Source organism: Mesorhizobium ventifaucium (assembly GCF_935822925.1).
Taxonomy (GTDB): domain Bacteria; phylum Pseudomonadota; class Alphaproteobacteria; order Rhizobiales; family Rhizobiaceae; genus Mesorhizobium; species Mesorhizobium ventifaucium.
This window is the reverse complement of the sequence record NZ_CAKXZS010000023.1, coordinates 420330-446253: the sequence shown is the minus strand read 5'-3', so window position 1 is coordinate 446253 and position 25924 is coordinate 420330. Positions and strand designations below refer to the sequence as shown.

The 25924-nt window shown below is 59.9% G+C and carries 24 protein-coding genes and 1 pseudogene; 10 read left to right on the top strand and 15 right to left on the bottom strand.

Annotation, left to right across the window (positions count from 1 at the left end; genetic code table 11):
- Window positions 1-114 precede the first annotated feature (114 nt).
- The gene (locus tag NMG70_RS20125; protein ID WP_254026149.1) at window positions 115-333 is read left to right on the top strand and encodes a hypothetical protein; all 219 of its coding nucleotides are present in this window, start codon (window positions 115-117) and stop codon (window positions 331-333) included.
- A gap of 321 nt (window positions 334-654) precedes the next feature.
- Here NMG70_RS20125 and NMG70_RS33000 read toward each other — a convergent pair whose 3' ends face one another.
- From NMG70_RS33000 to NMG70_RS20080, 10 genes are all read right to left on the bottom strand, one after another.
- Window positions 655-777 carry a hypothetical protein gene (locus NMG70_RS33000; RefSeq protein ID WP_367185566.1) on the bottom strand — a complete coding sequence of 41 codons (123 nt, stop codon included), beginning with the start codon at window positions 775-777 and terminating at the stop codon, window positions 655-657.
- The gene (locus NMG70_RS20120; RefSeq protein ID WP_254026148.1) at window positions 737-943 is read right to left on the bottom strand and encodes a hypothetical protein; all 207 of its coding nucleotides are present in this window, start codon (window positions 941-943) and stop codon (window positions 737-739) included. The genes NMG70_RS33000 and NMG70_RS20120 overlap by 41 nt, the downstream gene beginning before the upstream one ends.
- Before the next feature lie 686 nt (window positions 944-1629).
- Window positions 1630-2346, bottom strand: a complete 717-nt coding sequence (locus NMG70_RS20115) for a pentapeptide repeat-containing protein (RefSeq protein ID WP_367185563.1) — start codon at window positions 2344-2346, stop codon at window positions 1630-1632.
- A 1088-nt stretch (window positions 2347-3434) separates the two neighbouring features.
- Window positions 3435-3614 (bottom strand): hypothetical protein, encoded by a 180-nt coding sequence (locus NMG70_RS20110; RefSeq protein ID WP_254026146.1) that lies wholly within the window; start codon window positions 3612-3614, stop codon window positions 3435-3437.
- An 811-nt stretch (window positions 3615-4425) separates the two neighbouring features.
- Entirely contained in the window at window positions 4426-5403 is a 978-nt protein-coding gene (locus NMG70_RS20105) for a DUF2950 domain-containing protein (protein WP_436798429.1), read from the bottom strand.
- A gap of 29 nt (window positions 5404-5432) precedes the next feature.
- Window positions 5433-6797, bottom strand: coding sequence for a DUF3300 domain-containing protein (locus NMG70_RS20100; protein ID WP_436798428.1), 1365 nt, complete (start codon window positions 6795-6797; stop codon window positions 5433-5435).
- A 66-nt stretch (window positions 6798-6863) separates the two neighbouring features.
- Window positions 6864-7673, bottom strand: coding sequence for a transporter (locus tag NMG70_RS20095; RefSeq protein WP_254026143.1), 810 nt, complete (start codon window positions 7671-7673; stop codon window positions 6864-6866).
- A 26-nt stretch (window positions 7674-7699) separates the two neighbouring features.
- Window positions 7700-8035: a response regulator transcription factor gene (locus NMG70_RS20090; RefSeq protein WP_254026250.1), complete on the bottom strand. Its 336-nt coding sequence runs from the start codon at window positions 8033-8035 to the stop codon at window positions 7700-7702.
- A 122-nt stretch (window positions 8036-8157) separates the two neighbouring features.
- A complete protein-coding gene (locus tag NMG70_RS20085; protein ID WP_254026142.1) occupies window positions 8158-8811 on the bottom strand; it encodes a response regulator transcription factor in 654 nt (217 codons plus the stop codon).
- A 6-nt stretch (window positions 8812-8817) separates the two neighbouring features.
- A complete protein-coding gene (locus tag NMG70_RS20080) occupies window positions 8818-10701 on the bottom strand; it encodes a sensor histidine kinase (protein ID WP_254026141.1) in 1884 nt (627 codons plus the stop codon).
- 228 nt (window positions 10702-10929) lie between these two features.
- On the opposite strand from NMG70_RS20080, the gene NMG70_RS20075 reads away from it, so the two are divergent.
- The 7 genes from NMG70_RS20075 (at window position 10930) to NMG70_RS20045 (ending at window position 19845) form a co-directional block, all read left to right on the top strand.
- Window positions 10930-12651, top strand: a complete 1722-nt coding sequence (locus tag NMG70_RS20075) for an arylsulfatase (protein ID WP_301555166.1) — start codon at window positions 10930-10932, stop codon at window positions 12649-12651.
- A gap of 100 nt (window positions 12652-12751) precedes the next feature.
- On the top strand, window positions 12752-14353 hold the full coding sequence (locus NMG70_RS20070) for an arylsulfatase (protein ID WP_367185562.1): 1602 nt from the start codon (window positions 12752-12754) through the stop codon (window positions 14351-14353).
- Between the two features lie 30 nt (window positions 14354-14383).
- The gene (locus tag NMG70_RS20065) at window positions 14384-15388 is read left to right on the top strand and encodes an HAD family hydrolase (RefSeq protein WP_254026140.1); all 1005 of its coding nucleotides are present in this window, start codon (window positions 14384-14386) and stop codon (window positions 15386-15388) included.
- 48 nt (window positions 15389-15436) lie between these two features.
- Window positions 15437-16189 (top strand): hypothetical protein, encoded by a 753-nt coding sequence (locus tag NMG70_RS20060; protein ID WP_254026139.1) that lies wholly within the window; start codon window positions 15437-15439, stop codon window positions 16187-16189.
- 227 nt (window positions 16190-16416) lie between these two features.
- Window positions 16417-17076, top strand: a complete 660-nt coding sequence (locus NMG70_RS20055) for a hypothetical protein (protein ID WP_254026138.1) — start codon at window positions 16417-16419, stop codon at window positions 17074-17076.
- 86 nt (window positions 17077-17162) lie between these two features.
- Window positions 17163-17591: a DUF2721 domain-containing protein gene (locus tag NMG70_RS20050; protein ID WP_254026137.1), complete on the top strand. Its 429-nt coding sequence runs from the start codon at window positions 17163-17165 to the stop codon at window positions 17589-17591.
- Window positions 17584-19845 (top strand): tetratricopeptide repeat protein, encoded by a 2262-nt coding sequence (locus tag NMG70_RS20045; RefSeq protein WP_254026136.1) that lies wholly within the window; start codon window positions 17584-17586, stop codon window positions 19843-19845. The genes NMG70_RS20050 and NMG70_RS20045 overlap by 8 nt, the downstream gene beginning before the upstream one ends.
- Window positions 19846-20102: 257 nt before the next feature.
- Here NMG70_RS20045 and NMG70_RS20040 read toward each other — a convergent pair.
- From NMG70_RS20040 to NMG70_RS20020, 5 genes and pseudogenes are all read right to left on the bottom strand, one after another.
- Window positions 20103-20282 (bottom strand): annotated as a pseudogene (locus tag NMG70_RS20040) (SUMF1/EgtB/PvdO family nonheme iron enzyme); the annotation flags it as partial.
- Window positions 20228-20785 (bottom strand): sulfatase-like hydrolase/transferase, encoded by a 558-nt coding sequence (locus NMG70_RS20035; protein ID WP_254026247.1) that lies wholly within the window; start codon window positions 20783-20785, stop codon window positions 20228-20230. The gene NMG70_RS20035 and the pseudogene NMG70_RS20040, both read right to left, overlap by 55 nt.
- A gap of 324 nt (window positions 20786-21109) precedes the next feature.
- Entirely contained in the window at window positions 21110-21541 is a 432-nt protein-coding gene (locus NMG70_RS20030) for a hypothetical protein (RefSeq protein ID WP_254026135.1), read from the bottom strand.
- A 391-nt stretch (window positions 21542-21932) separates the two neighbouring features.
- Entirely contained in the window at window positions 21933-22097 is a 165-nt protein-coding gene (locus NMG70_RS20025) for a hypothetical protein (RefSeq protein ID WP_254026134.1), read from the bottom strand.
- Between the two features lie 143 nt (window positions 22098-22240).
- Window positions 22241-22888: a MarC family protein gene (locus tag NMG70_RS20020; protein WP_254026133.1), complete on the bottom strand. Its 648-nt coding sequence runs from the start codon at window positions 22886-22888 to the stop codon at window positions 22241-22243.
- Window positions 22889-23363: 475 nt separating this feature from the next.
- Between NMG70_RS20020 and NMG70_RS20015 the strand changes: the two genes are divergently transcribed.
- On the top strand, window positions 23364-24488 hold the full coding sequence (locus NMG70_RS20015) for an HlyD family secretion protein (RefSeq protein ID WP_254026132.1): 1125 nt from the start codon (window positions 23364-23366) through the stop codon (window positions 24486-24488).
- Window positions 24478-25512, top strand: a complete 1035-nt coding sequence (locus tag NMG70_RS20010; RefSeq protein WP_254026131.1) for a DUF2955 domain-containing protein — start codon at window positions 24478-24480, stop codon at window positions 25510-25512. The genes NMG70_RS20015 and NMG70_RS20010 overlap by 11 nt, the downstream gene beginning before the upstream one ends.
- The last annotated feature ends 412 nt before the right edge of the window (window positions 25513-25924 follow it).

Sequence of the window (25924 nt, the reverse complement as noted above, 5' to 3'; positions counted from 1 at the left end):
GACGGCCTGGCCATATTGGCAGCGCTCATCACTGAGAGAGGAACTGCGACACCCCGTTTCGCCCGACATCAGGGAACGATATCGGCCCCCATGTGTTAGAAATCCATGGACACTATGGAACCCCAGGGCCACGGGATAGCGGCCGATATTTTGACATCCGAAGTTGCCAATGCCAGGCAGCGCATCCACCGGACCGAGCTCGCGCTTCAACGCACTGAAGAAATGCTGGCCGAGAATCTCGCGCTGCGCAGCAGGATACGAACTGCGGTCGAGGCCGCAGACCGCTTGGTGAAGATCGATCCCCCCAGCTTTGAAGGACGTCGCGCGGGTTGAACTGGGCCGGCGTTTCATGTGTCGCGACCTTCAGGTCACCGGCGCCACCACTCGCGCTCGAGCACGGCGGCAACCATGTAGACAGACGGCGAGCGCGGCTCATCGTGTGCGGGTGGTGTTCGGCAAGGAACCTGTCATCGGGCATGCGCTCGACAGCTTCAGCGACATGCGCCAGCGATTGATCGATCCAGACAGCAGCCGATCGGTAGGCCACCGCGCGCGCGGAGGAAGTGCTTGGACATAGCAGGGGCTTCGCCCCCGCACCCCCATCGGGGGATGATCCCCCGAACCCCGGCCCATCCGCTTCGCGGCTGTGTTTGCTCATGCTGCACTGTCCGGCGTTGAGCTATATTGCTTTTGAAGATGAAGAAGGCGGCTGATCGCCGTGGCATAGCGGCCGATTTCAGCGTCGATGTCCTTCGGACTTAAACCGCGGCGTGCCAGTTTTGATCGCTCTTGGCCAACTTGCAGCGACCAATACCTGCCCGGCCTGGTAAGATCGAGCGTTCAGCGCGGCCGCGATCTTGCGAACCATGTCGGCGCGGCGATGCAACGGGAATGCATAGACGATCGCCGGCGTCTTTTTCGATGCGAACAAATCAAGCTGCATGTGCGCCACCCTTCTTATGGTCAATGGTAGCGGGACCACTGTTGTCCAGGAGTTCGGGACCACTGTTGTCCAGACTTACGCCATCCAAGTCGGGACCACTGTTGTCCAGACTTAGCTCCGCAGTTTCAGGGAGAATGATCCACGTGGGCAATGCGGTCGGAAGAGAGGCGCGAAGGGTACGGATCGTGACGAATTTGCCGCCTCCTGGCCTCTTCCAGTCAAAGGCGCTGGTGAAGATGCCAAGCTCGACGTTAGGCGGTTACTTCGCGGCTGATCGTCTTCTCGGCGCAATAGCCCGCACGCGTCGCTAGCACGGCATTGCTGCCGGTTATGCTCAGCATAATATTCAGCAAGGAAGCCCGCAATGGCATCTGGCGCCAGCTTCAGGGCACAGGCGTCGCAGTCCAGCTTGCTGGCGCGATAGCGCTTCTGAATTGATAATCACGACGATGGTAGTCATTCTCGACGATAAAGAGTTGCTGCCATTTATTCGGACAGGAGCTACCGGTTCGATTGAACCGGTAGCGGTGAACGGAAAGGGCACAAACACCCTTCGGCCGCGATTTCGCCAATAGCAATACCGCAGAAACGTGCCACTTTGGCGGAGGATCTGCGCCCTCCGAAGGCAGAAGTTACAGGTTCGAATCCTGTCGGGTGCAGCATTGCCGCAGTTCGCTTGCCGACAACTATTCCTGCTGGAATTGACAGGGCCAATCTTCAGGCCTCGTCAAGCCAGAAGGCAACTCGGTCCGGGCGTCTCCGCAAGCCATGTTGAGCTGCCACTGGGACAGACCCGCCGAATTGGAAAGGTCGACGCCCTCGATACGGGTCAGAAAGAAAAAGGCGCGGTCAAAGTCTATCGGCGCGGTGAACGTCGCTCCTCGGAAGTCCGCCCGTGCGAGATTGGCAAACGAGAAGCGGCTGCCGCTGATATCGGCGTCATGGAACTGCGCACGCCCCAATTCTGCCTTTGTGAAATCAACATTGGTCAGATTGGCGTCCTGGAAATTCGAGCGCTGCATTTCCGCGCTCGCAAACACAGCGCCCTGCGCGTCCATACGGCTGAAGTCGGTCCTGTAGGCCTCGATTCTGTCGAACCGGGCGCCTTTGGCGGTCGAGTCGGCCAGGGAAGCACGCACAAGCGTTGCCTTCTCAAGATTTGCCGCAAGGAGATTGCTGTTCCTGAGGTCGGTCGAAGTGAAATCAACACCGAACAGGTTCGCCCCGCTCAGGTCCTGTCCTTCTAGGATGAGAAGCTTCTTGTCACACTCGTGCCAATTGACGCCAGGCGCCGCGGCTGCGTGGCAATTGTCAGCAGCAGTGGCGTTCTGCCAAGCAAACACACTGCACACCGCTAGAACCAAGCCGGATGCGCCGTAAGCTCTGGTTCGCCTCAAAGTCATTGTTGCTGGACCTCTGCTACTCGCCGACACTCAACCTTACCACATCTGCTGACACTCGAGCCACGGTGACCACCGCCGTCACAGTTAGCGCATTTCTCATATTCAAGCTTTGATGTTGATCAACCGATCAACCCGCGCGTAGGGCGCGATTTGCGAGCGCCTCCCCATATCATCGGCGGTCCAGCAGAGATTCATTTGTCACCGGCCAGGCGCATCATTCTGGAGTCGGACCTATTTGCGCTGACTAAGAAGCCCCGTCAGCAAACGAACTCGGTCACAGCACTGTATTGGCGGTATCCCTCTTCCGACTCGAACCCCCGAGAGCTGGCAAACGCGACACCCAAGTGGACCTCTCTGTCGTGAACCGCTGAGGGGATCTACAGACCCTAATGCGTCAATCAAGCTTGTCCTATAGCATGTTCAGATATTCTGATCTCTTTCAAAAGCGCTCGCAATTCGGCCGGAAGTGCGGGACAAAAAGTTCGAAAAGCTTCCAGGAACCCCAGGCATTCCTCGATCATTCGGATTGTTTCAAGTCGGGATGGCTTTTTCATGAATGGCCATGGTTCCTGAAGCGCCGTCTCAGCATCAGGTATCGACGCAACCAGCATTGATCTGTGATTCAGGTAGATCGTAATCGGTATAAACGCCGGCATACCACCCCCTCCGGCTAAAACATTCTGCGCAAATAATACGATTCATGACATCTCGGACAACAAAAAAGCCCGCCGCACCTTCGGCGCGGCGGGCGAGACGCCTTAGTTCACCAGGCGGCTATATCTGACAAAGCCGCCTACAGCTTGACGGCTAGGGACCTTGCTCCCGGAGCATCGATGCCCACTGAAGCCCGAGGAAGAAGATAGGCTCTCGGGCCTGTTCTTCGGTAATGCCGGTTTCTTTGACCAAGCGTCAAACGAAGATTTCAGGGTTGTTTGGCGCTCTATCCTGTTCGTCAGCCACACTCGTGAGCGAGTTGACCGACCACGAGCGTGTCCATTCGGAATGCGCTGGACCGGCTTGTGCGCAAGTAGGTCCCCAGTCAGGCGAGGCTACGCTTGAATCGCGCCGGCCGGAGATCGACCACCCGACTATTCGTCTTTCTTCAAGTCTTCAGCTTCGTCCTTCAGCCGCTGCCAGTCTGCGCCGTGCTTGCAAAGCAATGCCCGCGCCTGTTTGGGCGTCACGTCTGTCACCTCCGCCAGGTGTTCCACTTCAAGTTCTGCACCCTTCTTAACTCGGCTCGTGTCGCTCGTCCTCTTGACCACCATCTGTTGCGTCCTCCTTGGCCCACGGTCAGTGGCAACGAATGTTGAACGTTTGTGGTTCCCGTCCCTGTGGAACTAACTGCCGGCCGTGTAGTTCTAGCGCCGAAGGAGATCCCAAATGCTTCGATTCTTAATCGGTCTTGGCGCGCTGTACGCGGCATTTCAAATCGGCCGTGAGTTTGGCCGTACCGAGGCGGAGGCCAACCAGGTTCCACCCGACGATCGTCGTCCGACGCCTGGAAACGGGGCAGAGTTCGGCGAACGTACCTAGGGGTTCTGGTAGCTCCCTCAAGTTTGCGCTATCTACGCGACATTGACGCGAGCAACGGAGCCGGCAGTTCATTGCGAGCGCCAAAACTGGCTTCCACTAGGCGATAAACCTGTCGTGGAATGCAAGGGGCAAGATTGCATGCCCGGCTCCGCCGGTCGAGCCAGGTCCGGCGACTGAACAGCATCAGCCGAACACCCAACTGCGAAGGTAATCGCAGATCCGTGGAGAAGGTTGGATTTCAGGTCCTCTCCCGCCAGATATACAGTTAAGTGTTTATTTCTTTGCGCTTTGTGAGTTGTTGCCTTTCTGTTCCCCAACTCCGTCTCTAACCTCCACAAACGATGAAGGTCGGCCATCGTGCCGCGCTGCTCAGTCTCCTTTGACACGCGCGGTGAACGGCGGGCGCATATACCGCACCCCAAAGCTTGGAAAGACTGCTCCAGATGGGTATCGAGTTCGTGCGTATTTTGCTGCTCAAGCAACGTCTTCTGCCAAGCGCAGGTTTTTCCGGTTTTTCCGATTGACTACTAGGACGCTTTTCTCTCAGTCGGCCACGACGTGCCAGGTGTCGTCCGGGTTGAAGCGGTCGATGTATTTGACGATCTGCTCGATGGTTGGCCCGAGGTCGGTCTCGTATACGACGCCGTGCTGGTTGACGGCGAAGGTTTTTACGCCTGTCTCGCCATATTTGGCGGGCCAGGCGATGAGGCCGAAGCCGGCGATCATGTTGCCGTTTATGACGTAGTCATAGGCGCCGCCGGCGATATGGTCGCCCTGGCCGGTCAGGATCTTGTACTTATAGCCGAAATAGCCTTCGCCCTTGGCCGCGTCCTGAAGTTCGGCTTGATCGATATTGGCGCCAGCCGGGCTCTCCCCGTTGATGTCGTCGGTTGGCCAGTAGAGCCCATCGGTCGCGCCTTCCGAGCTTATCAGTTTCTGCGCGAACTCCTCCACGCCATCCTCGTCGCGGTCCTGCGATGCATAGTCCTCCTGCGCATCGACATAGGCGCGCATCGTCTCGATCGCGGTGAGCTCGTTCTCACCGACGCGGCGGTTCACGATCTCCTCAAGCCCGTCATAGGTGTCGAAGGCCCATTTGCCACCCTCGCCCTTGACGATCGGGAACGGCAGCGGCCACAGCTTGTCGCCGATCTGCAGCGTGCGGCGGTCGCCCTCGCCATCGAGCACGAGCTGCTTTGTGGCCCCTTCCTTGATCGCCGCAAGCGTGTCGTCGGTGTTCTCGTCGGCCTTGAGTTTTGCGGCGTCGAGGCCGAGCAGTGCTCCCACCGCGTCCGAGCCTTCAGCCTGAAGCGCCTGCTTGAAGGCGTCGAGCGCCGCCTCCGGCGTGTCGAAGGCAGGCGGCTCGTCGGCAGCCGCTAGCGAAGCGATCTCCGGTCTGGGCACATCCGGGGCCGCCGCATCCTGCGCGGAAGCGACTGACGACAGCGACAGAGCGAGGCCAAGAGCAATGGCGACCGCGCAGCTGTGATGAAGACCCGTGAAACGGGTGGTGCTGAACATCTTGGTCATGATCCTGTCCTCCTGTTGCCTCAACGCCGCCGCCCGCCGCCGTGACCGCCGCCGCCGCTGGGTCGCCTGATCTGCTTGTGGGCGCCGCCACCGCGACTGCCACCGCCCATCGACTGGTGGCCGCGGTTGGAGCTGACCTTGGTGGCCTTGCCGCGATTGACGTCGCCGAGCCCGGAGGGCTTCTTCGGGCGATTGTCGACCCTGTGTGCGGGCTTGGGCTTGCTGGCGGGACGATTGACCTTGGCCGGCTTGGCCGCCCGGCGGTTGAGGGTCGGGCGGTCGGCGACGGCGGGCTTGGCTTCTGGGCGTTTGACGTTCGGCCTGTTGCCCGGCCTGTTTGCCGCCTGACCGCCCTGGCCCTTCAGCCCGTCGAGCGTGCTCTTGCGGATGTCTCTCGTTGCGGCCGTCTTGCCCGGCGCCCTGTTGGCGAGGCTGTCGTTCTTCTTGATGTCGCGGGCGCGGTCGCGGATGGCGTTGTCGCCATTCTTCTCGATCCTGTTCTTGATGTTGTTCTGGTCGAACTTGTTCAACTGATCGCGGTCGATCTTGATCTTGCTGCGATCGACATTCTTCCAGTCGACGTCGTTGATGTTGATATTGCCGTTGAAGTCGCGGTTGTTGAAGCAGTTGTTGCAGTCGATGTCGATGTCGTTGCCGTTCCAGCGGCCGCCCCACACGCCCCAGTCGTCCCAGTCGACGGCGGCGGCCCAGATGGCGCCGGTCACCGCCCCGGCGAAAAAGGTCGCTCCCGGATACCAATAATAGGGGTAAGGATCGGGATAATAGCGGATCGGTTCCCACACGTAATCCGGCTCATAAAACATCTGCGGGGGATATTGCGGGACGTAGATCACCTCGGGGCTCGCCGACTTGATGACGAAATTGTCGTTCTCCTTGACCACCTGGATCTTGTCGTCGGTCTTGATGACGCCCTTGGCAACCGCCTCGTCGCGCAGCTGCTGGATGGCAACCAGCACGTCCTTCTGCTGGTAGGCGATGGCATCGCCGAGCGTCTGCGTCCATTCGAGGTCGTCGCTCATCATCTTGACGATGTCCGGATAGTTGAGCAGCGACACCACGGAGCCGTCCCAGCTCTCCTTCGGCTTCAAACTCTTGTCCTTCTCGTATCGGTCGAGGAAGCGCGCCGCCTCGACGATTTGCAGCGGATAGAGTGCAGCAGCCGTGATCACCGCGATCAGCTCGTCCGGGTAGAGCGCAATCCGCGCAACCAAGACCTCCATCTCGTCGGCGCTCAGCGGCTCCGGCGAAGTCGTGGCATCACCCGAAGCGTCAGCCGCCGCGACCTGTTCTTGTGCAAGGACAGGGTGCGCCGAACCAAACCCGGCAAGCAGCAGCGCCAGCGCCGCAACGCCCGCCTTCAACATGTCATTGCCCATCATGCTTCTATCCTCCCTGTTTGTCGTCGTCCCGGCAGGCCTTGTGCCGGGCGGCTATTTTGGAAATAGGAACGTCACCACGCCGCGGAATCCAAACCCGTCGGGGCCGCTGTCGGGGCTTTCGGCCCAATAGCGGACACCGACGGTGAAGCTGACCGGTTGCTTGTCAAACTTGACGAGCTTTGCCACCGTGAAATTGATCGGAACCGACCACTCTTCCGTTTCCCAATTGTAGGTGCTTTCTGTGTTGACGCCGAAGGTCCAGGCGTCGGCCGTGGTGTAGGAAACGAAAGGTTGCAGGAAGGTGGAGCTGATGTCCGCCCGGTCGCTGTCGCCGGCGAAGGACCAGATGTGGTTGGTCAGCGCGCCGACCGTCCACCCGCCCATCTGTTTCAGCACCACGGCGGTGGGACCGGCGCCCCATTTGCCGCCGCCGAGCAGATCGTCGGTGGCGGTTGGGACGAGAAACGCCGGACCGACGCCCCAGACGATGCCCGACGGTCCCGGGTTCCTCGGCGAGAAGAACAGGCTTTGGGTGATGTCGCCGAGACCGGACTGCTCGCCCGAGGGGCCGGCGATGTCGTTCTGCCAGATCACCGGCAGGATGGTGCGGGAGATCATGTTCCAGTCGTCGTTCAGCGAGATCGGAACGACCGGCTGGATGTTGAGTACGGCCTTCTGCCCGTCGTTCGGCCCGAACCCTTCGTCGTAGTTGAACTGCAAGGGTACACTGATCAGCGACGCGATCGGATTCGAAAGCTTCTTGGCAAGGTCTTGGCTGTCGTCCTGGGCTGCGGCCGAACCGCAAAAGCCAAATGTGGCGGTCAGCACGATGCCCGCCTGAACAGTTTGAATTGCTTTCATATCAGCACCTCCCAAAGTGACATCAGTTATTTGGCAGACAATCCCGACAAGGCGTCATCGATAGCTAACAGCAAGAACCTGGCGGCGAAAGGCTTGTGAAGATAGGCCACGCAGCCCGCGTCACGCGCCTCCGCTTCAAGCGCGTCGTCGTCAACTGCGGTGATGAAGATAACCGGCAGACTGGAGCCGAAATCGCGAAGCCAACGCCGCAACTGGATTCCGGACATGTTGCCAAGATGAATGTCGAGGACCAGGCAACCGATCGTGCCGACGAAATCGGATTCAAGAAACGTCTCTGCCGACGCGTATCCATGCGTTTGGTGACCGTGCGCGTTAAGCAACCGTTCGATGCTTCTCCGCATGCTCGGATCGTCTTCCACGACAGCCACTGTGCGTGGCGGGCTTTCCAAATTCGGTTCCTCAGAGATCTGGTGACCGTGCGAGGTCAGAACTTCCTGATCGTGAACCCTGGTACAGTTGTTCGCTATTGGCCTTTGGGGAAGAATGCAGCTCTAGTCTCCGGACGTATCCATTGGACGCGTCCGAGCCGCTCTGCGATCGACACCATCTCCGCGATCGAAGCGACGCCCAGCTTTTCCATGATGTTGTGGCGGTGCGCCTTGATCGTGCGCTCGGAGGTGTTCAGGTCGTACGCGACCTGCTTGTTACGCCTGCCGCGAACGACCAGATCGAAAACCTGCATCTCCCGTGGCGTGAGGTTTGACAGTTTGGCCTGGAGAGCCTGCAATTGATCGCGTCCAGCCCGCTTCGTCTCATTATGGGCGAGCGCGCGATCAATCACGTCTCGTAAGGTTTTCGAGGAGATCGGCTTCTCGAGAAAATCATCGGCGCCCGCCTTCATTGCCTGAACACTCGCGGCGATCGTGCCTTGGCCCGTCAAGAAGACGAGGGGAAGCAGCGGGACGGCTTGTGCAAGCCTGTCCTGCAGTTCCGGACCGCTGAGCCCGGGCATGCGCAGATCAAGAAGGATGCAGCCGGCTTCCGATTCCGGCAGCTGCGCCAGGAAATCCTCGCCCGACTGGTAGCCGCTAACCCGAAAACCATAGGTTTCGACGAGACGTCCGAGCGCCGTTCGAAACGATGCGTCGTCATCGATAATGTGAATGAATAGCTCCATAGGCGTTCAAGTGGCCTCCGCGAGCGGCAGGACGAAGCGGAACACCGCGCCGCCGCCGACGCGATTGTCCGCCCAGATCTTTCCACCGTAAGTTTCCACGATCGCGCGAGCGATGGAGAGCCCCAGCCCGGTTCCGGTTGGCTTTGTCGTGTAGAAAGCGTCGAAGATGCTGTTGAGTCTATCCTTCGGAATGCCACGTCCGGTATCCGAAATCGACATCTCGACCTTGGTATCACCATGCAGCGTCGTGTGCAGAACCAGCTTCCGGTCGGCCGTGGCGGCCTCGACCATCGCGTCGATCGCGTTTGTCGCAAGGTTCAGGATCACTTGCTGGAGATGAACCTTGTCCGCCCGCACCGGCAGTCTGCGCCCGGATTGCTCGGCGCTGACGGCCACTTGTTTCTTCGCAGCTTCTGCGTGCAAGATATTGAGGGCGCTGTCGACGATCTCATTGAGGTCGAACTCCTGCCAGTCGATCTCGCTTCTTTTCTTGAGCAGGCCACGAAGGCGGAGAATGATATTCCCGGCGCGCTCATCGTCCTCCCTGATGTCAGTCAAAATCTGCTGGATGATATTCAGATCCGGCGCCGTTCCCCTCAGTATGGCCTCTGCCGCCTCGGCATTGCTGCGAATCGCGCCTAGGGGCTGGTTCAGTTCGTGGGCTATCGATGCCGACAATGCGCCTGCGGTTGCGGACTGATTCATGTGGACCAGCTCAAGGAGACGCAGCCTGGATTCGCCTTCGGCGGCGAAACGCCGACGCCGTTCGATGAGCAGCCCTGTGATGATCAAGCCCTGCAATGCGACCACGGCAATGACTCCCACGACCAAGTCGCCATGCTGCTCCCAAAGCGTAGGTTCTCTGAAACTCAACGCGGTTTCGGCCGGAAGCGAGCTTTCCGACAGGCCCCATCGCTTTAGCTGCCTTGCGTCGGCAAAGAACGTTTGCGGCACTTCGATGTCTGTGATCGGCTTTCCCGCGAGTGCATCCAAAGCCAAGCCGGCGACCGCGTTTCCCAAGGACTCGAAGGTTACCGAGTTTCCGCCTACGACACCTTGACCAACGTAGGTGTCATAGGGTCCATAAATCGGCGCACTGGCCTTCGCCGCCACTATGGCTAAAGCGTCTTTAGGCAGGAAGTTGCGGCCTGTACTATCGGCAAGAATGGTGAGGAACAGGACAATGCTGTCCGGTGGGAAGCGGGCGGCACGCTCCACGAATTCATCGATCGCAAGACCTTCCAGGTAGGTGGTTGCGTAATCTTTTGAGGCGACCGCGAGGTCGGTTCTGGCGCTGTCAAGCCAAGTGCGATCGAAAGCTGCCGAACCGCCAATGATGAAAAGATGTTTTGCGTCGGGCTGGAGGGCGTGGGCCAATTCGAGCGTCTTGGCAATATCGAATTCGCTGAAAGCCCCGACGACATCTGCCGGCAAGTTGAGTTTCGAAGCACTGTCACGCCCGAAGCCGCAGAACACGATCTTTGCGTCGGGCGCGATGGCCTCACGGTTATTGACGATGAAACGGGTTGCCGATTCGCCGAGCGCGATCACGACGTCCGGGCGATGATCGACGTATTTCTCGGCCATGTACCGTGCCATGCGGTCGATATGGGCTTCCTCGGGAAACCTCGAGAGGTCCAGGAACTCCGAGAAGAGATCGACATTGCCGGATGTCGCCTCGATAAGCCGATTTCTGGCGTTCTCCCCGGCAATCGAGCTTGCGGGCAGTCGCTCGTCATACGGATGGAGGAGGAGCACACGCGGAGACCGGCCGACGACCTCAGCTGCTGCAGAGCCGCCGTCCAGAAAAATCGCAATCAAAATTGCAACAAGGAACCTGACCGCGTTCTGGGCGCGTCGGCGCGACCGAACAGGCGCATCGAACGGCATGATGGATACCCCTCGCAAGCCAAGCTTTTAGCCGGGAAAGTAGATCGGGCAGCATTGCCGCATCTGCGCCGGAACAACTTCCCCAAAGGACAATATCACCAAGGCTTCCTTAGGGCTACCGTGGCGTCAGCTTGAGCGTGCCGACTAGTTAAAGGAGGGGCGCACAGGCCCGGAAATCGTGCCAATCGAGCGGTTGGCGAGATTTTATCCCAGCAGGAGGAGCTGAACATGAGTTTTAAGATCCTTAACTACAGCATTGGGACCTTGGCTGCCGCGGCGGTTCTATGGAGCGCGCATGCGCCGGCACAGGCCCAGGATGCGAAAAAGCCCAACATCCTGTTCATCATGGGCGATGATATCGGCTGGATGCAGCCCAGCATCTATCATCAGGGCCTGATGGTCGGCGAAACGCCCAATATCGATCGCATCGGCCAGGAAGGTGCGAAATTCATGACCTACTATGCCGAGCAGAGCTGCACCGCCGGCCGCAATGCGTTCTTCACCGGCATGCACCCCCTGCGCACCGGCATGATCCCACCCCAATTGCCGGGCAGCCCCTCATATCTCAAGCCTGGCACCCCGGCGATCGCAAAGTTCCTGCACGATCTCGGCTACAGCACCGGCGAGTTCGGCAAGAACCACCTCGGCGATCACACCGACGCCCTGCCTACTGCACATGGCTTCCAGGAATTCTGGGGGTATCTGTATCACCTCGATGCCATGCAAGGGGTGAGCTTTCCCGACATCAACAAGACGCCTACCGAGCAGACGGTCGCTCCGCCCTGCATGAACACACCCGTTCCGGGTCTTTCCGATCCGCCCGGCGCCGTCGATCCTAAGACTACGCTCTGCCTGATGCCGCCACGTCCTGTTATCGCCTGTGCATCCTCGGACGGCACGGCGGCAAACCAGTCATGCAAGGATGAGGGGCCGCTGACATTGGAACGGTCAAAGACGGTGGACGAGGAAATCTCCGCCAAGGTCGTCGACTTCCTCGACCGCAACGACCCAGCAAAGACCGATAAGCCGTTCTTTGTCTGGTACAACCCGGCGCGCATGCACATCACGACGGTGTTGCCTGACAAGTACCAGGGCATGATCGGCGAGCCTGGCGGCAAGGACTGGGGCGCCAATGAAGCCGGCATGAAGCAGATGGACGACAACATCGGCGTCGTCCTGAAGAAGCTGGAAGACATGGGCCAGCTCGACAACACAATCATCGCCTTCACCACCGACAACGGCGCCGAGACGATTACCTTCCCGGACGGCGGCGTCACCCCCTTCAAGGGCGGCAAGCTCAGCACCTGGGAAGGCGGCATGCGCGCTCCGCTCGTCGTGCGCTGGCCCGGGCACATCCAGCCCGGAACGGTGAAGAACGACATTTTCGCCTCGCTCGACTGGCTGCCGACGCTTGTCGACATCGCCGGCGGGCCCAAGGCCAACGAGCTGAAGGCGCAGATCGAGAAGGGTGAATATCCCGGCATAGCGAAGACCACGCTCGACGGTGTGAATCAGCGCGACTATCTCGAAGGAAAATCGGAAAAGTCGGCGCGCGACACCTTCTTCTATTATTCCGGTAAGGACCCATCGGCGGTTCGTTACAAGAACTGGAAGATGTACTTTGCGATGGTGTCCGATGCGCCGACGGGCTTTTTGGCCGGCGTGCTTCCCTATCACTGGACGCAGGTCGTCAACATCAAGCGCGATCCGTTTGAGGCCTCGATCGGCGAGCAGGTCAAGACCCTGACTGGCATGGGCGGCGCCATTACCTCACCCTCCACCGCCTATGTCTATGACTGGAACATGCTGCCGATCGGACAGGCGCTCTGGCTGAAGGAACTCTCGTCCTACATCGACTTCCCGCCGATGCAGGATCCTGCCAGCTACAACCTAGACCAGGTCATGCAGCAGGTTAAGCAAATGAAGACGACCAGTCGCTCCGGCGAATAGTCGCATAGTGTCGGACGCCCCTTCGCTGGGGCGTCCACTCCGCTCAATCCCGATCCAGACACGAACTCTGGCAAAGCCATCATCAAGGGAGGACGTGACAATGAAAAAAACGGCAGCAATCGGCTTTGCAGCAGCAATGACCGTAGCCGTTGGCCTTCTATCCGTGACGACGATGGCCCCGGCGCAGGAACAGTCCAAGCCCAATATTCTGGTGATTATGGGCGATGATGTCGGTTACTGGAACGTCAGTGCTTACAACCGCGGCATGATGGGCTACCGCACGCCCAACATCGATCGCCTGGCGAATGAAGGCGCGATTTTCACCGACTACTATGGTCAGCAATCCTGTACGGCAGGCCGCGCCGCTTTCATCACCGGACAGAGCCCGATGCGCACAGGACTCTTGAAGGTAGGATTGCCGGCGGCGAAAGAGGGTCTGTCCGGGAAAGACCCGACGATTGCCGATCTTTTGAAGCCGCAAGGTTACGTCACCGGCCAATTCGGCAAGAATCATCTCGGCGACCGCAACGAGTTTCTGCCCACGGTTCACGGCTTCGATGAGTTCTTCGGCAACCTCTATCACCTCAATGCAGAGGACGAGCCCGAAAACCCCGACTATCCAAAGGACCCTGCGTTCCGTGCCCAGTTCGGCCCGCGCGGCGTCATGAAATGCGTGGCGACCACCACCGACACTCCCGGCGACGACCCCCGTTTCGGGCCGTGGGGCAAACAGAAATGCGAAGATACCGGCCCGCTGACCAAGAAGCGCATGGAGACGATCGACGAGGAATTTCTCACCGCTTCGAAGGACTTCATTGACCGCGCGCATCGGGACCAGAAGCCATTCTTCGTCTGGTTCAATCCGAGCCGCATGCATATCTGGACCCGCCTCAAGCCGGAATCCCAGGGAAAGACGGGACTTGGCATCTATCCGGACGGCATGGTCGAGCACGACGGGCAGGTCGGCGAGATACTCAACAAGCTAGATGAACTCGGCATCGCCGACAATACAATCGTAATCTACACCACCGACAACGGCGCGGAGACGTTTTCCTGGCCCGATGGCGGCACTACGCCATTCCGCGGCGAGAAGAATACCAACTGGGAAGGTGGCTATCGCGTGCCGGCGATGGTGCGCTGGCCAGGACTGGTACCGCCCCGCGTTGAAATCAACGACATCTTCTCGGCCGAGGATTGGGCGACGACGCTGGTGGCTGCCGCCGGCGAGCCAGACATCAAGAACAAGCTTCTGCAGGGCTATGACGCGGCCGGCAAGAATTTCCGTGTTCATCTCGACGGCTACGATCAGCGGGATCTTCTTGCCGGCAAAGGTTCAGACAAGCGCAAAGAGTTCTTCTACTGGACCGATGACGGCAACCTTGCAGGTCTTCGGTACCAGCAGTGGAAAGCTGTTTTCATGGAACAGCAGGCGCATGGCTTCGATGTCTGGGCGCAGCCGATGGTGCAACTGCGTTTGCCATCACTGTTCAACCTGCGCTCGGACCCGTTCGAAAGGGCCCAGCATGAGGCAGGTGATTATGTGCGGTGGTTCGTCGAGCATGCCTTCGTTCTGGTCCCGGCACAAGCGATCGTCGGTCAGCATCTGATGAGCTTCAAGGAGTTTCCGCCGCGCCAGGAGCCCGGCTCCTTCTCGGTCGAACAGGCAATGGAAAAGCTCAGGAACCCACCGACGAGCAATTAGGTGCAGGTAAAAATAGGCAGGATGACAAATATGTTTGAGCGATTGAAATCACTCTGGGTCATAGGGACGACGGTCGGAGCGTTGGCGTTCCTGGTGCCGTCCTTTGCAATTGCCCAGTCCGATCCGTTGCCCTCCTGGAACGACACCGCGCCGAAGGCTGCGATCGTCGAGTTCGTCGAGAAGGTAAGCAAGGAAGGCTCGCCCGACTTCGTGCCGGAGCCCGAACGCATCGCGGTGTTCGACAATGACGGCACGCTGTGGGTCGAACATCCGATGTATGTGCAACTCGCCTTCGCGCTCGACCGTGTAAAAGCCGAGGCGCCAGGTCATCCCGAATGGGCGACCACCCAGCCGTTTCAGGCCGTGCTCGAAGGCGACATGAAGGCGCTCGCAGCAGCCGGTGAAAAGGGCCTGGTGGAACTCATCATGGCGACCCACGCCGGCATGACTGTCACGCAATTCCAGACAATCGTGACCGACTGGATCGCCAACGCGCGCGATCCACGCTTCAAGAAGCCTTATACCGAGTTGGTCTACCAGCCGATGCTCGAACTTCTCGCCTATCTGCGGGCCAACGGGTTCAAAACCTTCATCGTCTCGGGCGGCGGCATCGAGTTCATGCGCCCCTGGACGGAAAAGGTCTACGGAGTGCCGCCGGAACAGGTGGTCGGCTCTTCGATCAAGACGCAGTTCGCGATGAAGGACGGCGCGCCGACGCTGTTTCGGCTGCCTGAAGTCAACTTTATCGACGACAAGGCCGGCAAGCCGGTCGGCATTCAGGAGCATATCGGTCGCAGGCCTATTGCCGCATTCGGCAACTCGGACGGTGATCTGCAAATGCTGCAGTGGACGACGCTCGCCGAGGGTCCGCGGTTCGGCTTGATCGTCCATCACACCGACGCCGAGCGCGAATATGCCTACGACCGGAAGAGCGAGTTCGGCCATCTCGACCTGGCTCTCGATGCCGCGGCCATCAACAAATGGACGATCGTGGACATGAAGAACGACTGGAAACAGATATTTCCAGGAAACTAGGGCTTGCGGCCCGCTCGGATATGTCAACTTAAACGGGAGGACAATTCTATGAATGTCAATCGCATCATGACCACGATAGCCCTCGCAGGCGGCCTGGCTTTGGCGACTGCCGGCGCAATGGCACAGGATACCGCGCACGTGCCACTGCAAAAGACGATCGGCCAGACAACGCCGACAGGACCGATTCCGTCCCTCGCCGTCATCAATTCGCAGGGCGCCACGCTCTACGGCGGCAAGCTCGTCCTGACCGGCGTTTCGAAAAACTCAATCGTCTTTGCCGATCGGCCGGTGCGGGCCGCGGGCCACGTCACCACCGAGCAGTTCATCATGCAGTGGGACGAAGGCAAGGACAACTTCGCCATCGACCCGCCTAATGCGACGGTCTCCGTCCTGGGCGGAGTGGGATCCGATGTCAGCGACGCGGTCGTGACGTTGAAGGCTCCGAAGCTCGAAGGAACGACATTGACATTCGACGTCGCGATCCTCGAAGGGGATCTGGCTGGCGCTACCGGGCCTGCGGCGCTCTTCATCGACCATTTCGGCGGCGGCTTCGGCGGCGGTGGGTTCCACGGCGGCGGATTCCAGGGCGGCTATGCGCATGTGGGTAACGCCACCTTCGCCCATGTCGGGGGATATCATGGCGGTGCATACTGGCATGCTCCGGTCTACCACGGGGCCTGGTATGGCGGCGGAGCCGTTGCAGCGGGAGTTGTAGCCGGTGCCGCAATCGGGGCTGCCGCCGCGGCTCCATATGCATATCGGCCGTACTGCGGCTACTATCCTTATCCCCCGTGCTATTGAGATAATCTGCAACAAGGACGCTGAGCATGGTTTACACGATGATTTCAGCGGTCTGATCCTGATGGCCTCCTTTGCGCTCGCCGGCTCTGGGCGAGCGCAAACGATCAGCTATGGCGACGCCATCACGGTACTTGCCAAGACTGCGGCGCAGACATCATAAAGCATTGCAGAGGACTCGATCTCGGCAACAACGAGATTCGCAATTGCCTCGAGCCGAGAAAATGCGCATGGCGAATGCTGCAGCACTAACACGACCTGAACCGCGCTGGGCCCCGGCCCTAGCCATTGTCGCGGTGCTGGTGCTGCTTGCGGTGTTGCCGCGTCATGTCCAAATCATGCCGGTCTGGGTATCGTATGTGGTCGCATTGGCGGTCCTGGTGCCGATGGCCGCCGTCACCTTTCCGGTCAGGGATATCCACTTTTGGTTGCGCGCCGAGAGAGCAGTGATCCTCGTGTTTGCGGGCGCATATGTCGTCAACACCGCCCTTGAGCTTGCGGACATGATCGGCGTCTTAAGCTTGGGCCCTCCAGAAACGCGCGCGGTCACGCTGTTGTCGTGCTCGCTCGCCATCTGGGTTACCAATGTCCTGGCCTTCGCGATGCTTTATTGGCAGATTGATAGCGGTGGCCCCGCTGCCCGGAAGAGTGGGGACAACCTGCCTGACTGGCTCTTTCCGCAAGCGGCGATGCCGGACGTTGCTTCACCGGGTTGGCGGCCATTCTTCTTCGACTACCTCTCTCTGGCCTACAACACGGCGACCGCCTTCAGCCCTACAGATGTCCTGCCGCTAAGCCGGCGGGCCAAAATGCTGACGATGCTCGAAAGCGCCATTTCCTTGCTGACCCTGGCCATCGTCGCCGCGCGAGCCGTGAATGCCGTTCCCTAACAGCGGGAACTGGCGGCTTGGCTCGCTGCGACCCGCGCGGATGTGGGGGCTACGGCAGGTTCCGGTATCAAGAAAAGAAGTGGCAGATGTCTCAGATTAACGCGGACCAGCTTTCGACCATGATCTCGCACGCGGTGGCGCCGTCATTCCTGCTAACCGCGATTGCTGCGTTGGTGTCCATCCTGATTGCCCGGATGACGCGCGTTACCGACCGGTTACGCAATCTGAACCAGATCGCCTACGATGACGTGGCACGCGGCTGGCTCAAGGCGGACGTCTCAAGGTTGAAGCGCCGGGAGATCCTTCTCAATCAATCGCTGCATCTCGTCGTCACCAGCGGCATCACCATCGCCGTTCTGCTGCTATTCGGATTCGTGGCAAGCCTATTGGGCTATCGTCACGAACCTGGCGCGGGCATATTGTTTGCTGTGGCCTTAGTCCTGCTAGTAGGCTCCCTGCTGCGCTTCCTCCAGGACATCAGAATCGCCCTGAGCGAGCACGATCATCATGGCTGAGGCTTGGAAGGGCGCTCTGTTGCAGTTGGCGCTGGCGTTTTTCGCGGCATTTTCCATCTCTGGCTACGCTTCGGCGGTAGAAACAAGTCCTCCCATCGATCCGCAGATCTCCATCCACAATGGGTTCATCGATGAAAAAAGATGCGCCTCCTGTCACGCGAGCCAGGCAGCGGCCTTCGCCAAATCGAACCATGCCAAGGCGATGGCTGTGGCAGACGACAGCACGGTGCGCGCGAACTTCGATGGTGCTCGCTACGAGCATGACGGCGTCCTGACGACCTTCTTCAAGCGAGGAAGTCAGTACTTCGTTCGGACCGAGGGACCGGACAGCAAGCAGGCCGAGTTCCAAGTCAAATACACCTTCGCTTACGAACCGCTGCAGCAGTACCTCGTCGACATAGGCGGCGGCAGGCTGCAAGCGCTCGATATCGCCTGGGACACGACGAAACGGGAATGGTTTTGGCTCGGCACCGGCAAGCCCGCAAAACCCGGCACGACTTACCACTGGACCGGACCCTTCTATCGCTGGAACCGGACCTGCATCGACTGTCACTCCACCGATCCTCAGGCGAATTTTCAGCCGGAGACCGGCGAGTACCAATCGACCTATGTCGCAACGAGCATCGGCTGCCAGTCATGCCACGGTGGCGGCGCGAAACATGTGGAATGGGCTGAGGCGGGTACTTCTGAATCGCTCGCCAACTTCGGCCTCGCCCCAGTCAACCAGGATGTGTGCCTAGGCTGTCATTCTCGACGGACGAAGCTTCTCGGCGGTCACGGGCCAGGAAAGGCTTTTCTCGATCATTTCTCGCCGAGCCTGCTGCGCCCGGACCTATACTTTCCAGATGGCCAAACCCTGGACGAGGTGTTCGAATATGGCTCGTTCCAGCAGAGCAAGATGGCGAGAGCCGGCGTCGTCTGCCTCGACTGCCACAGACAACACGAGGCCACCCTGAAGGCCGAGGGCAACTCCGTATGCACCCAATGCCATGCCGAGACAAAGCCGGAGCGATTTACGGACTTCGACCCGAGCGGGGATTTTGACACGCCCGCGCATACACATCACCCAGCAGGTTCCGCGGGCGCCCTCTGTGCGAACTGCCATATGCCCGAGCGCACCTATATGAAGGTCGACCCGCGGCGCGACCATTCATTCGTCATTCCACGGCCCGACCTGTCGATAGCCTACGGCATCCCGAACGCCTGCAGGACCTGCCATGCAGCCGAGACGAACGAGTGGGCGGCAGAAACGATGGACAAATGGTACGGCGCAGCCTGGCGCGAGCGCCCGACCATCGCCCATGCCTTCGCAGGTGCTGCCCAAAACGATCCGGTAGCTATCGAAGCTTTGCGTGCGCTCGTCGCCGACCGGGAACAGGCGGGCATCGTCAAAGGCAGCGCGATCGCGGAGGTGGGACGCCTCGGCGGCGATGCCGTTTTTGCAGATGTGGCTGCCGCGGCAGCTAGCCCCGATCCGCTCGTCCGGCTCGGTGCGGCACAGGCTGCCGGCAGCCTGCCGCCCGAACTGCGGCTGAATGCCATCGGAAAGCTGCTTGCCGACGAGACGCGCGCCGTTCGGGTAGCCGCTGTGACGGCTCTCGGCAATGCGCCGACGAATGATCTGCTCGGTGACCAGCGCCGCAGTTTCGACGTAGCGCTGGAGGATCTGCGAGCCTATGCGCGGGCCAATGCGGACATGGCTGAAGTACAGAACGCGTACGGCCTCTTCCTGATGGGTCAGCGTCGAGCGGATGACGCGGAGGCTGCACTGCGTCGCGCGATCTCGCTCGACAGCAGCCTCGCCGGCGCGCACGCCAATCTGGCCGAACTTTACAGGGCGACCGGCCAGAACGAGAAGTCGGAAAGCACCTACGCTGAGGCCAGTAGGGTTTCGCCCGAAGATCCGCTGCTCCGATACGGTCACGCCCTGTCGCTGGTTCGCGCGAAAAACATGACTGGCGCAATAAGCGAATTGGAGGCTTCGGTGCGGCTTGCTCCAGCCAATGTTCAATACAGGACCACGCTAGCGATAGCTCTCGACTCGGTCGGTCGCACAGGCGATGCATTCCAAATGCTTGGCGAATCGGTCACCAACGGCTCCGCCGATCCGAACCTGCTCGGCACCGCCATTCAATTTGGGCTTAAATTGCGGCGCTACCCCGAAACGCTGAGACTGGCTGAAGAACTTGCCCGGCAGCAACCGGACAACGCGCAACTTGCCGACTTGATCGTGCAATTGCGCGCTAGCCGATGAGTGGGAACCCTTGCAGATATTCAGCCAGCGGCAGCTATTGGCCTAACTTACCTATTCAATGAGCATAAGCTCCGCCTTTTCTGCCGTCAGCCGCCACGACCTGTTCTTGTGCAAAGACAGGATGGCGCCGAGCCAAACCCGGCAAGCAGCAGCGCCAGCGCCGCAGCGCCGACCTTCAACATATCATTGCCCGTCATGCTTCGATCCTCCCTGTCTGTCTCGGCAAGCCTAAGGCCGGGCCTTTTTAGCAGTATTTGTCACGTACTGCGTGCAATGCAACGGAAACCTAAATGGCACGTCGACGTGTCGATCGGCTGCGCCATCCGCGCGGCCGGGCGGTAGCGCCGGCAATAGTTGGGCGCGCAAAGATGCGATCCGCCTTTCATAACCTTGCGCGGGATTCTGATCTGCGGCTGCCGTGGATCGAGGCTGCCCTCCCGGTTGGCACCGCGGGATCCTTCGGGTAGTCGGGATGCTCAGGTTCATCCTCGGCGTTGAGGTGGTAGAGATTGCCGAAAAATTCGTCAAAACCGTGAACGGTGGGCAGATGCTCGTTGCGGTCGCCGAGATGGTTCTTGCCAAACTGGCCGGTCACATACCCTTGTGGCTTGAACAGTTCCGCGAGCGTCGGGTCTTTTTCAGAAAGCCCTTCCTTCGCGCCCGGAAGGCCGACTTTCAGCAAGCCTGTACAGAAGCACGACTGGCCTGTGATGAACCCGAACGACCTGCGGTGCAGGACTGCTGGGCGTAGTGGTCGGTGAAGATCGCACCCTCTTTCGCGATGCGATCGATGTTTGCGCGCGATAGCCCAGTTGTAGGCGCAGATGTTCCAATAGCCGACGTCATCGCCGAAGATGACGAGAATGTTGGGTTTTGCGCCGGCTGCTTGAGCTTTCGCGCTCGTGGATATTCCGGATGCGACCGTCGAAATGGCGAGCACAGATCCTCCGGTCAGCAAAATGTCGCGCCGGTTCGGTTGTCGGTCTGGATTCGCTTGCTGGTCACTCACCTGACGTCCTCCTTTGATTGTACCGCTTTTCCGAAGATGAGCCGAGTTTTCGGTTCTTTGGCGAGAAAAACATGCTCCGCGTTCTATCGACGGGACGAAACTGGTGGCAGGACGCTTCAGCCATGCCTTCGACAAAATCGGCCTTCGTGAGGTTTGCCCGTTGCCGCTCGGGGCGGAACGCAATTAACGGTAACGTTCCGGTAGAATCCGCTCGGCCAGCCCAAGAGTCGATCCTTGAGGTGAGTCCGGCTTTCCTCAATGAGCCAAGGAAGAACTCTTCGTTCTGCGCACGGGCAACCGCAACGAGACCACTTGCTGCGTGTTCTTCACCAAGTCCGGCACGTTTTTTTCGAGCCAGGCGCGTTCACACTGAGCGCCCGTGACATATCCGCGTTGCCGAAAATCGCAGCCGCGATCGCACGATGCGATGGCTGCAGAGGCTTCGGTTTCAGTCAGATCATCAAACGTTTCGACGGGCAGTCGTGGAGTTTTCGGGCGCGCTTCGACTGACGTCGATCCTTGCAGGTCAGAGGGATGGAACCACCAAGGCTGCGTATATCGATGCAAGAATGCGGTGGCGGGGTACAACTGGCGATGCCGCATCATCATCGCCGCGCCCGTGCCCATTGCAGGCAGCGGAGCATCAGAATCGACGGCCATCAGGTGCACATCGATGACGTCCTTCACATCAGGATTCCCAGCGACCTCGCGGCGGAGCGTTTCCAGGCAATCGCTTCCGGTGAAAGGTCGTCGCGCGGGTCGCTCGCCAACGGTACATGGTCACAGACTTCTTATAGAGAAATTCGTTGGCAGCGACGGCCACACCGTCACTGTCCAGCGTCACCGCCTGAGCCCGGCCGTCGCGTGCCAACGCCGTGTGCAGTTCGTCCATCTGGCAGCGAACGCGCTGGCTCCCATCACGATCTGATCAATTTCGAGGCGATCATTTGCAAGGTTGTCGAACATTCTCGCCGGCAAATCGTCGGGGGCTGCCCGCTCATTCGGAGGCGCATGCAGCAGGTTCACACCCAGAATGCCACCGCCTCTTGCTGAAGCAGGTTGGTATTATCGCGAAGGTTTACGTGCAACAGAATCTCGCTCGCTCAGCCCGCAGATGATCCTGAAAGCGGACGCCGATCCAGCCGTGGCAATCGTTGGTGCCCGCAAAGTTGCGGGCGGCGATGGTATCGGCGAAAGCGAACAAGCGCGTGTCCTTGCCGCGCGCATCGCCGACCTGTTGCACGAGAGATTTCCATTCACAATCGAGCATCGTCTCAAGCCGCGGCCTGGACACGTCCGCGTCCCGGGGCCGTAAAGGTCGTCACTCACTTCCTTGCCAGAAACGGTAGTGGCGGTATCATTCATGGCGGGATGGCGAGCACGAAATCAATGTGCGACGCTCGCGGTGATGATTCCAAGATTGACCAATCCGCTAACGATCAGTTGGACGGCAACCGCGGTCAGGAGAATGCCGAAGACAACCTCTGAGACGACAAGGCTCGCTGGCTTCATTCGCTTTGCCAGCGCGTCGATATTGGTGAACACCAGGTAATCAAATGCGGCAACGAGCAGGATGAGCCCCGCAACCAGCGCTGCACTTGCAACCGAGACGACTTCGCCGGAGGCAATGATAATGACCGTGATGCCAACGGGGTTGAGCAAGTAGGGAATAGCAAGGGGAAAAATCGCGATCTTTTCCGGGTCCACCGGCAGGCCCAAATCCTCCTCGTGCTTTTCGGTCGGTCCAGACGCCATCTTGATCGCGAGGAGCGCCAGGATAATACCGCCAGCAATCGCAACCGCACCGCCAGTGATATGCAACAGTCGCATCAGCAGTGCGCCAGTGGCAAAAAGGATCAGAGCCGTGACAAGAGCCGTCAAAACCATCTGGCGGCCTATTTTGACCTTGGTTTCGGCGTCGAACTTTTGGGTCTTTTCCAGAAATGGCACCAGCGCGATCTTCGGTCCCATGCCAATCAGCAGGAGGAGGAGGAGTTTTGCCACCAGATTGATATCAATGACTGCGAAATCCATCGCGAAGTTCCCCCTCGACGGCGCTGTTCGTGAAGAACTGTCGACTATCCGAAACGGAATGTCCAGCAAATCGGGAGAATTCTGCCGCCGCTAAGAACAAGCGCCGCACCATCCAACAACTCGCTAGGATGCTGCCTATCAAACTGCTCTACATTCCACGGCGCCTGCGCTCGCTCAGCTCTGCGCGGCTGTCTCTGATCCAGAAAAACGCTTGTCCGCTTGTCGTGAAAATTTGGCCGGCGTTACCATGTAAAATAACACCCAGATGGCTGGAACCGTCAAAAGAGGTGTATAGTGTAGTGACGGTGAGGGGTCGCTTACGCCAATGAAAACCAAAGCCGCGTGGTAAGGGTCATGATTGCTCGTGCCTGTGCGCTGGGTTCCCCCTGCCGGCTTGCCCGGGCCCAAGACTGATAAGGAAGCAAGCATCCGTCCGCGGCGCGATGCCTGCGTAGTCTGACAGGGAGAAGATGCCATGGCGTCCGATGCAACCGGGACCTCTCAAGAGAACGCCGCTGACGGCGCGGATACGCAAGCGACGAAGGGCAACCCGCTGCGCCGGGTCGCGCTTACCGTGCTGCTGCTGGCGTGCCTGCTGTTTGTGGTAGCGATCTTCATGGAGCGGCGAACGCCTTCTTCTTCGCAGGCGACGGTCAGCGCCTATGTCGTCGGCATCGCGCCCGAGGTCACCGGGCGGGTCATCGAAGTGGGTGTCGCCGACAACAGCGGCGTGACGCCCGGCCAGATGCTGTTTCGCATCGATCCGCAGCAGTACCAGCTCGCCGTGGCGGAGGCGGAAGCCCGGCTTGCACGGGTAGGTCAGTCGATCGGCGCTTCGACAGCGTCCGTCGATGCCGTCCAGGCGCGGCTGGTAGAGGCAAAGGCGAGCCGTGACAACGTCCAGGAGCAGGCCAACCGGGCGATCGAGCTCGTCAAGCGCGGCGTCTATTCTAAGGCCAAAGCCGACGAGGCCAAGGCGGCGCTGGATCAGTCCAATGCCTCGGTGGTTGCGGCGGAAGCCGATCTCAAGCGAGCGCAGGAGGAGCTTGGACCGGCGGGCGCCGACAATCCGCAACTGAGAGAGTCCTTGGCGGCGCTCGAACGTGCGCAACTCGATCTGCTGCGCACGACGGTTTCGGCGCCGGCGGAAGGCTTTGTCACCAACCTCCAGCTTTCCGTCGGAGGCATGGTCGGCGCGGGGCAAAGCGCAATGACCTTCATCGATGTCGGCACGGTGTGGATCACCGCGGCGTTCAAGGAAAACAGCCTTGAGAACGTCGCTGCCGGCAACCGCGCGGAAGTGGTTTTCGACGTCCTGCCAGGCCGGATTTTCTCGGCCAGGGTGGAGAGCGTCGGGCTGGGGGTGGCTCAGGGAAATGTCGATCCCAAGACCGGGCTGCCGAAGATTTCCACCGATAGCGGATGGATAAGGACGCCGCAGAGCTTCCCGGTCCGCCTGATCCTCGACGATGGCAGGCCCAAGGGCGTGGGCTACGGGTCGCAGGCGAATGTCGTGATCTATACTGGCGACAATCCGCTTACCAATGCGCTCGGCAGCATCTGGATGCGCGCGTTGTCGGTCCTGACCTATGCCAGCTGACGGCAACCTTGCGCACGCCAATGCCAAGCGCAAGGGGCTGCGCATCGCGCTGGCCGTAGCCGTCGGCTTCACGTGGTCGGTTCTGTCGGGGGCGATCATCCCCTTTCTGGGACCATTGTTCGCGGCGCAGTTCCTGATCTCCAGTTCCCGCCCGCTGCCGCCGCAGAAGGCGCTGGGGATGGCTGTCATCATTGTTGTTGCCGGCGCGCTTCTGCAGGCCGTCGCGGTGCTGACAGGCGACCGGCCGCCGGTCCTGTTGCTGCTGCTCGGGCTGGTCTATTTCGTCAGTTTCTACCTGCAGGCGAACGGCAAGGGCGGAGGGGCGATCTTTCTCGTCCTGGTGGTCGCCGTGATGGTGCCGCTGCTGACCGTGCTCAACCGCGACCTCGGCGATTCCATCCTGTCGATCCTGGTGCAGGGCGTGGTCAGCGGAACGATCCTGATGTGGATTGCCCATGCGGTCATACCCGACCGAGGCAGCGCCGATATCGAAGCTCCGGATCTTGCTGCAAACCCTCGCGCTGCGCGCTATGCCGCCGCCAATGCCGCCATTCTGCTGATCGCCGTGCTCGCTTGCCTGACGCAGGACGGCCTCGCCACGGCGATTGTCATTCCGATCACCGTCGCATCGCTGTTGTCGCAGCTCGACGTCAGCGCAAGCGCAAAGACAGCCTTCGGCCTCGTCCTGGTCAATCTCATTGGAGGTGTGTCTGCATCCCTTGCCTTCGCATTGCTGCAGGTTCGCCCCACCGCCCCGTCGCTGTTTGTTCTGGTGCTGCTTGCCGGCCTGGTGTTTGGCGGCCGCGCCGCGCTTGGAGATCCCGCTGCCAAGCTCTACGCCGGGGCCCTGACCATCTTCCTTGTCGTGTTTGGAATCGGCGTGTCGCCGCTGCCGGTATCGGCGGCGGAGTCCTTTTCTACGCGCGTCAGCTACATCCTCGTCGCCATCACCTATACGATCTTCATGGCGGCGTTGCTTTGGCCAGGAGCGAGGCGCAGCGCTGAAGACAGGGTGCTGTCATGAAGTGCTTGTGACCGCTCGGACTCGGCCAGTGCAACGGTGGCCGTTCGCCGGTGAATCAGCCCGACGACAACCTCCTCTACGACCCTGAGAACAAGAAGCAGGATCAAATAGAGGAACGCTTTGTAGGCTATGACGGTGACAATCCTGTTTCCCCCGCGCCGACTTCCCAATCGCTTCAGCCATGCTTCGACAAAATCGTCCTTCGTGAGGTTTGCCCATTGCCGCTCGGGGCGGAAGGTAATTAACGGTAACCTACGGGCAGAATCCGCTCGGCCAGCGTAAGTCGATCCTTGAGGTGAGTCCGGCTTTCCTCAATGAGCCAAGGAAGAACTCCTCGTTCTGCGCACGGGCAACCGCAACGAGACCACTTGCTGCGTGTTCTTCACCAAGTCCGGCACGTTTTTTTCGAGCC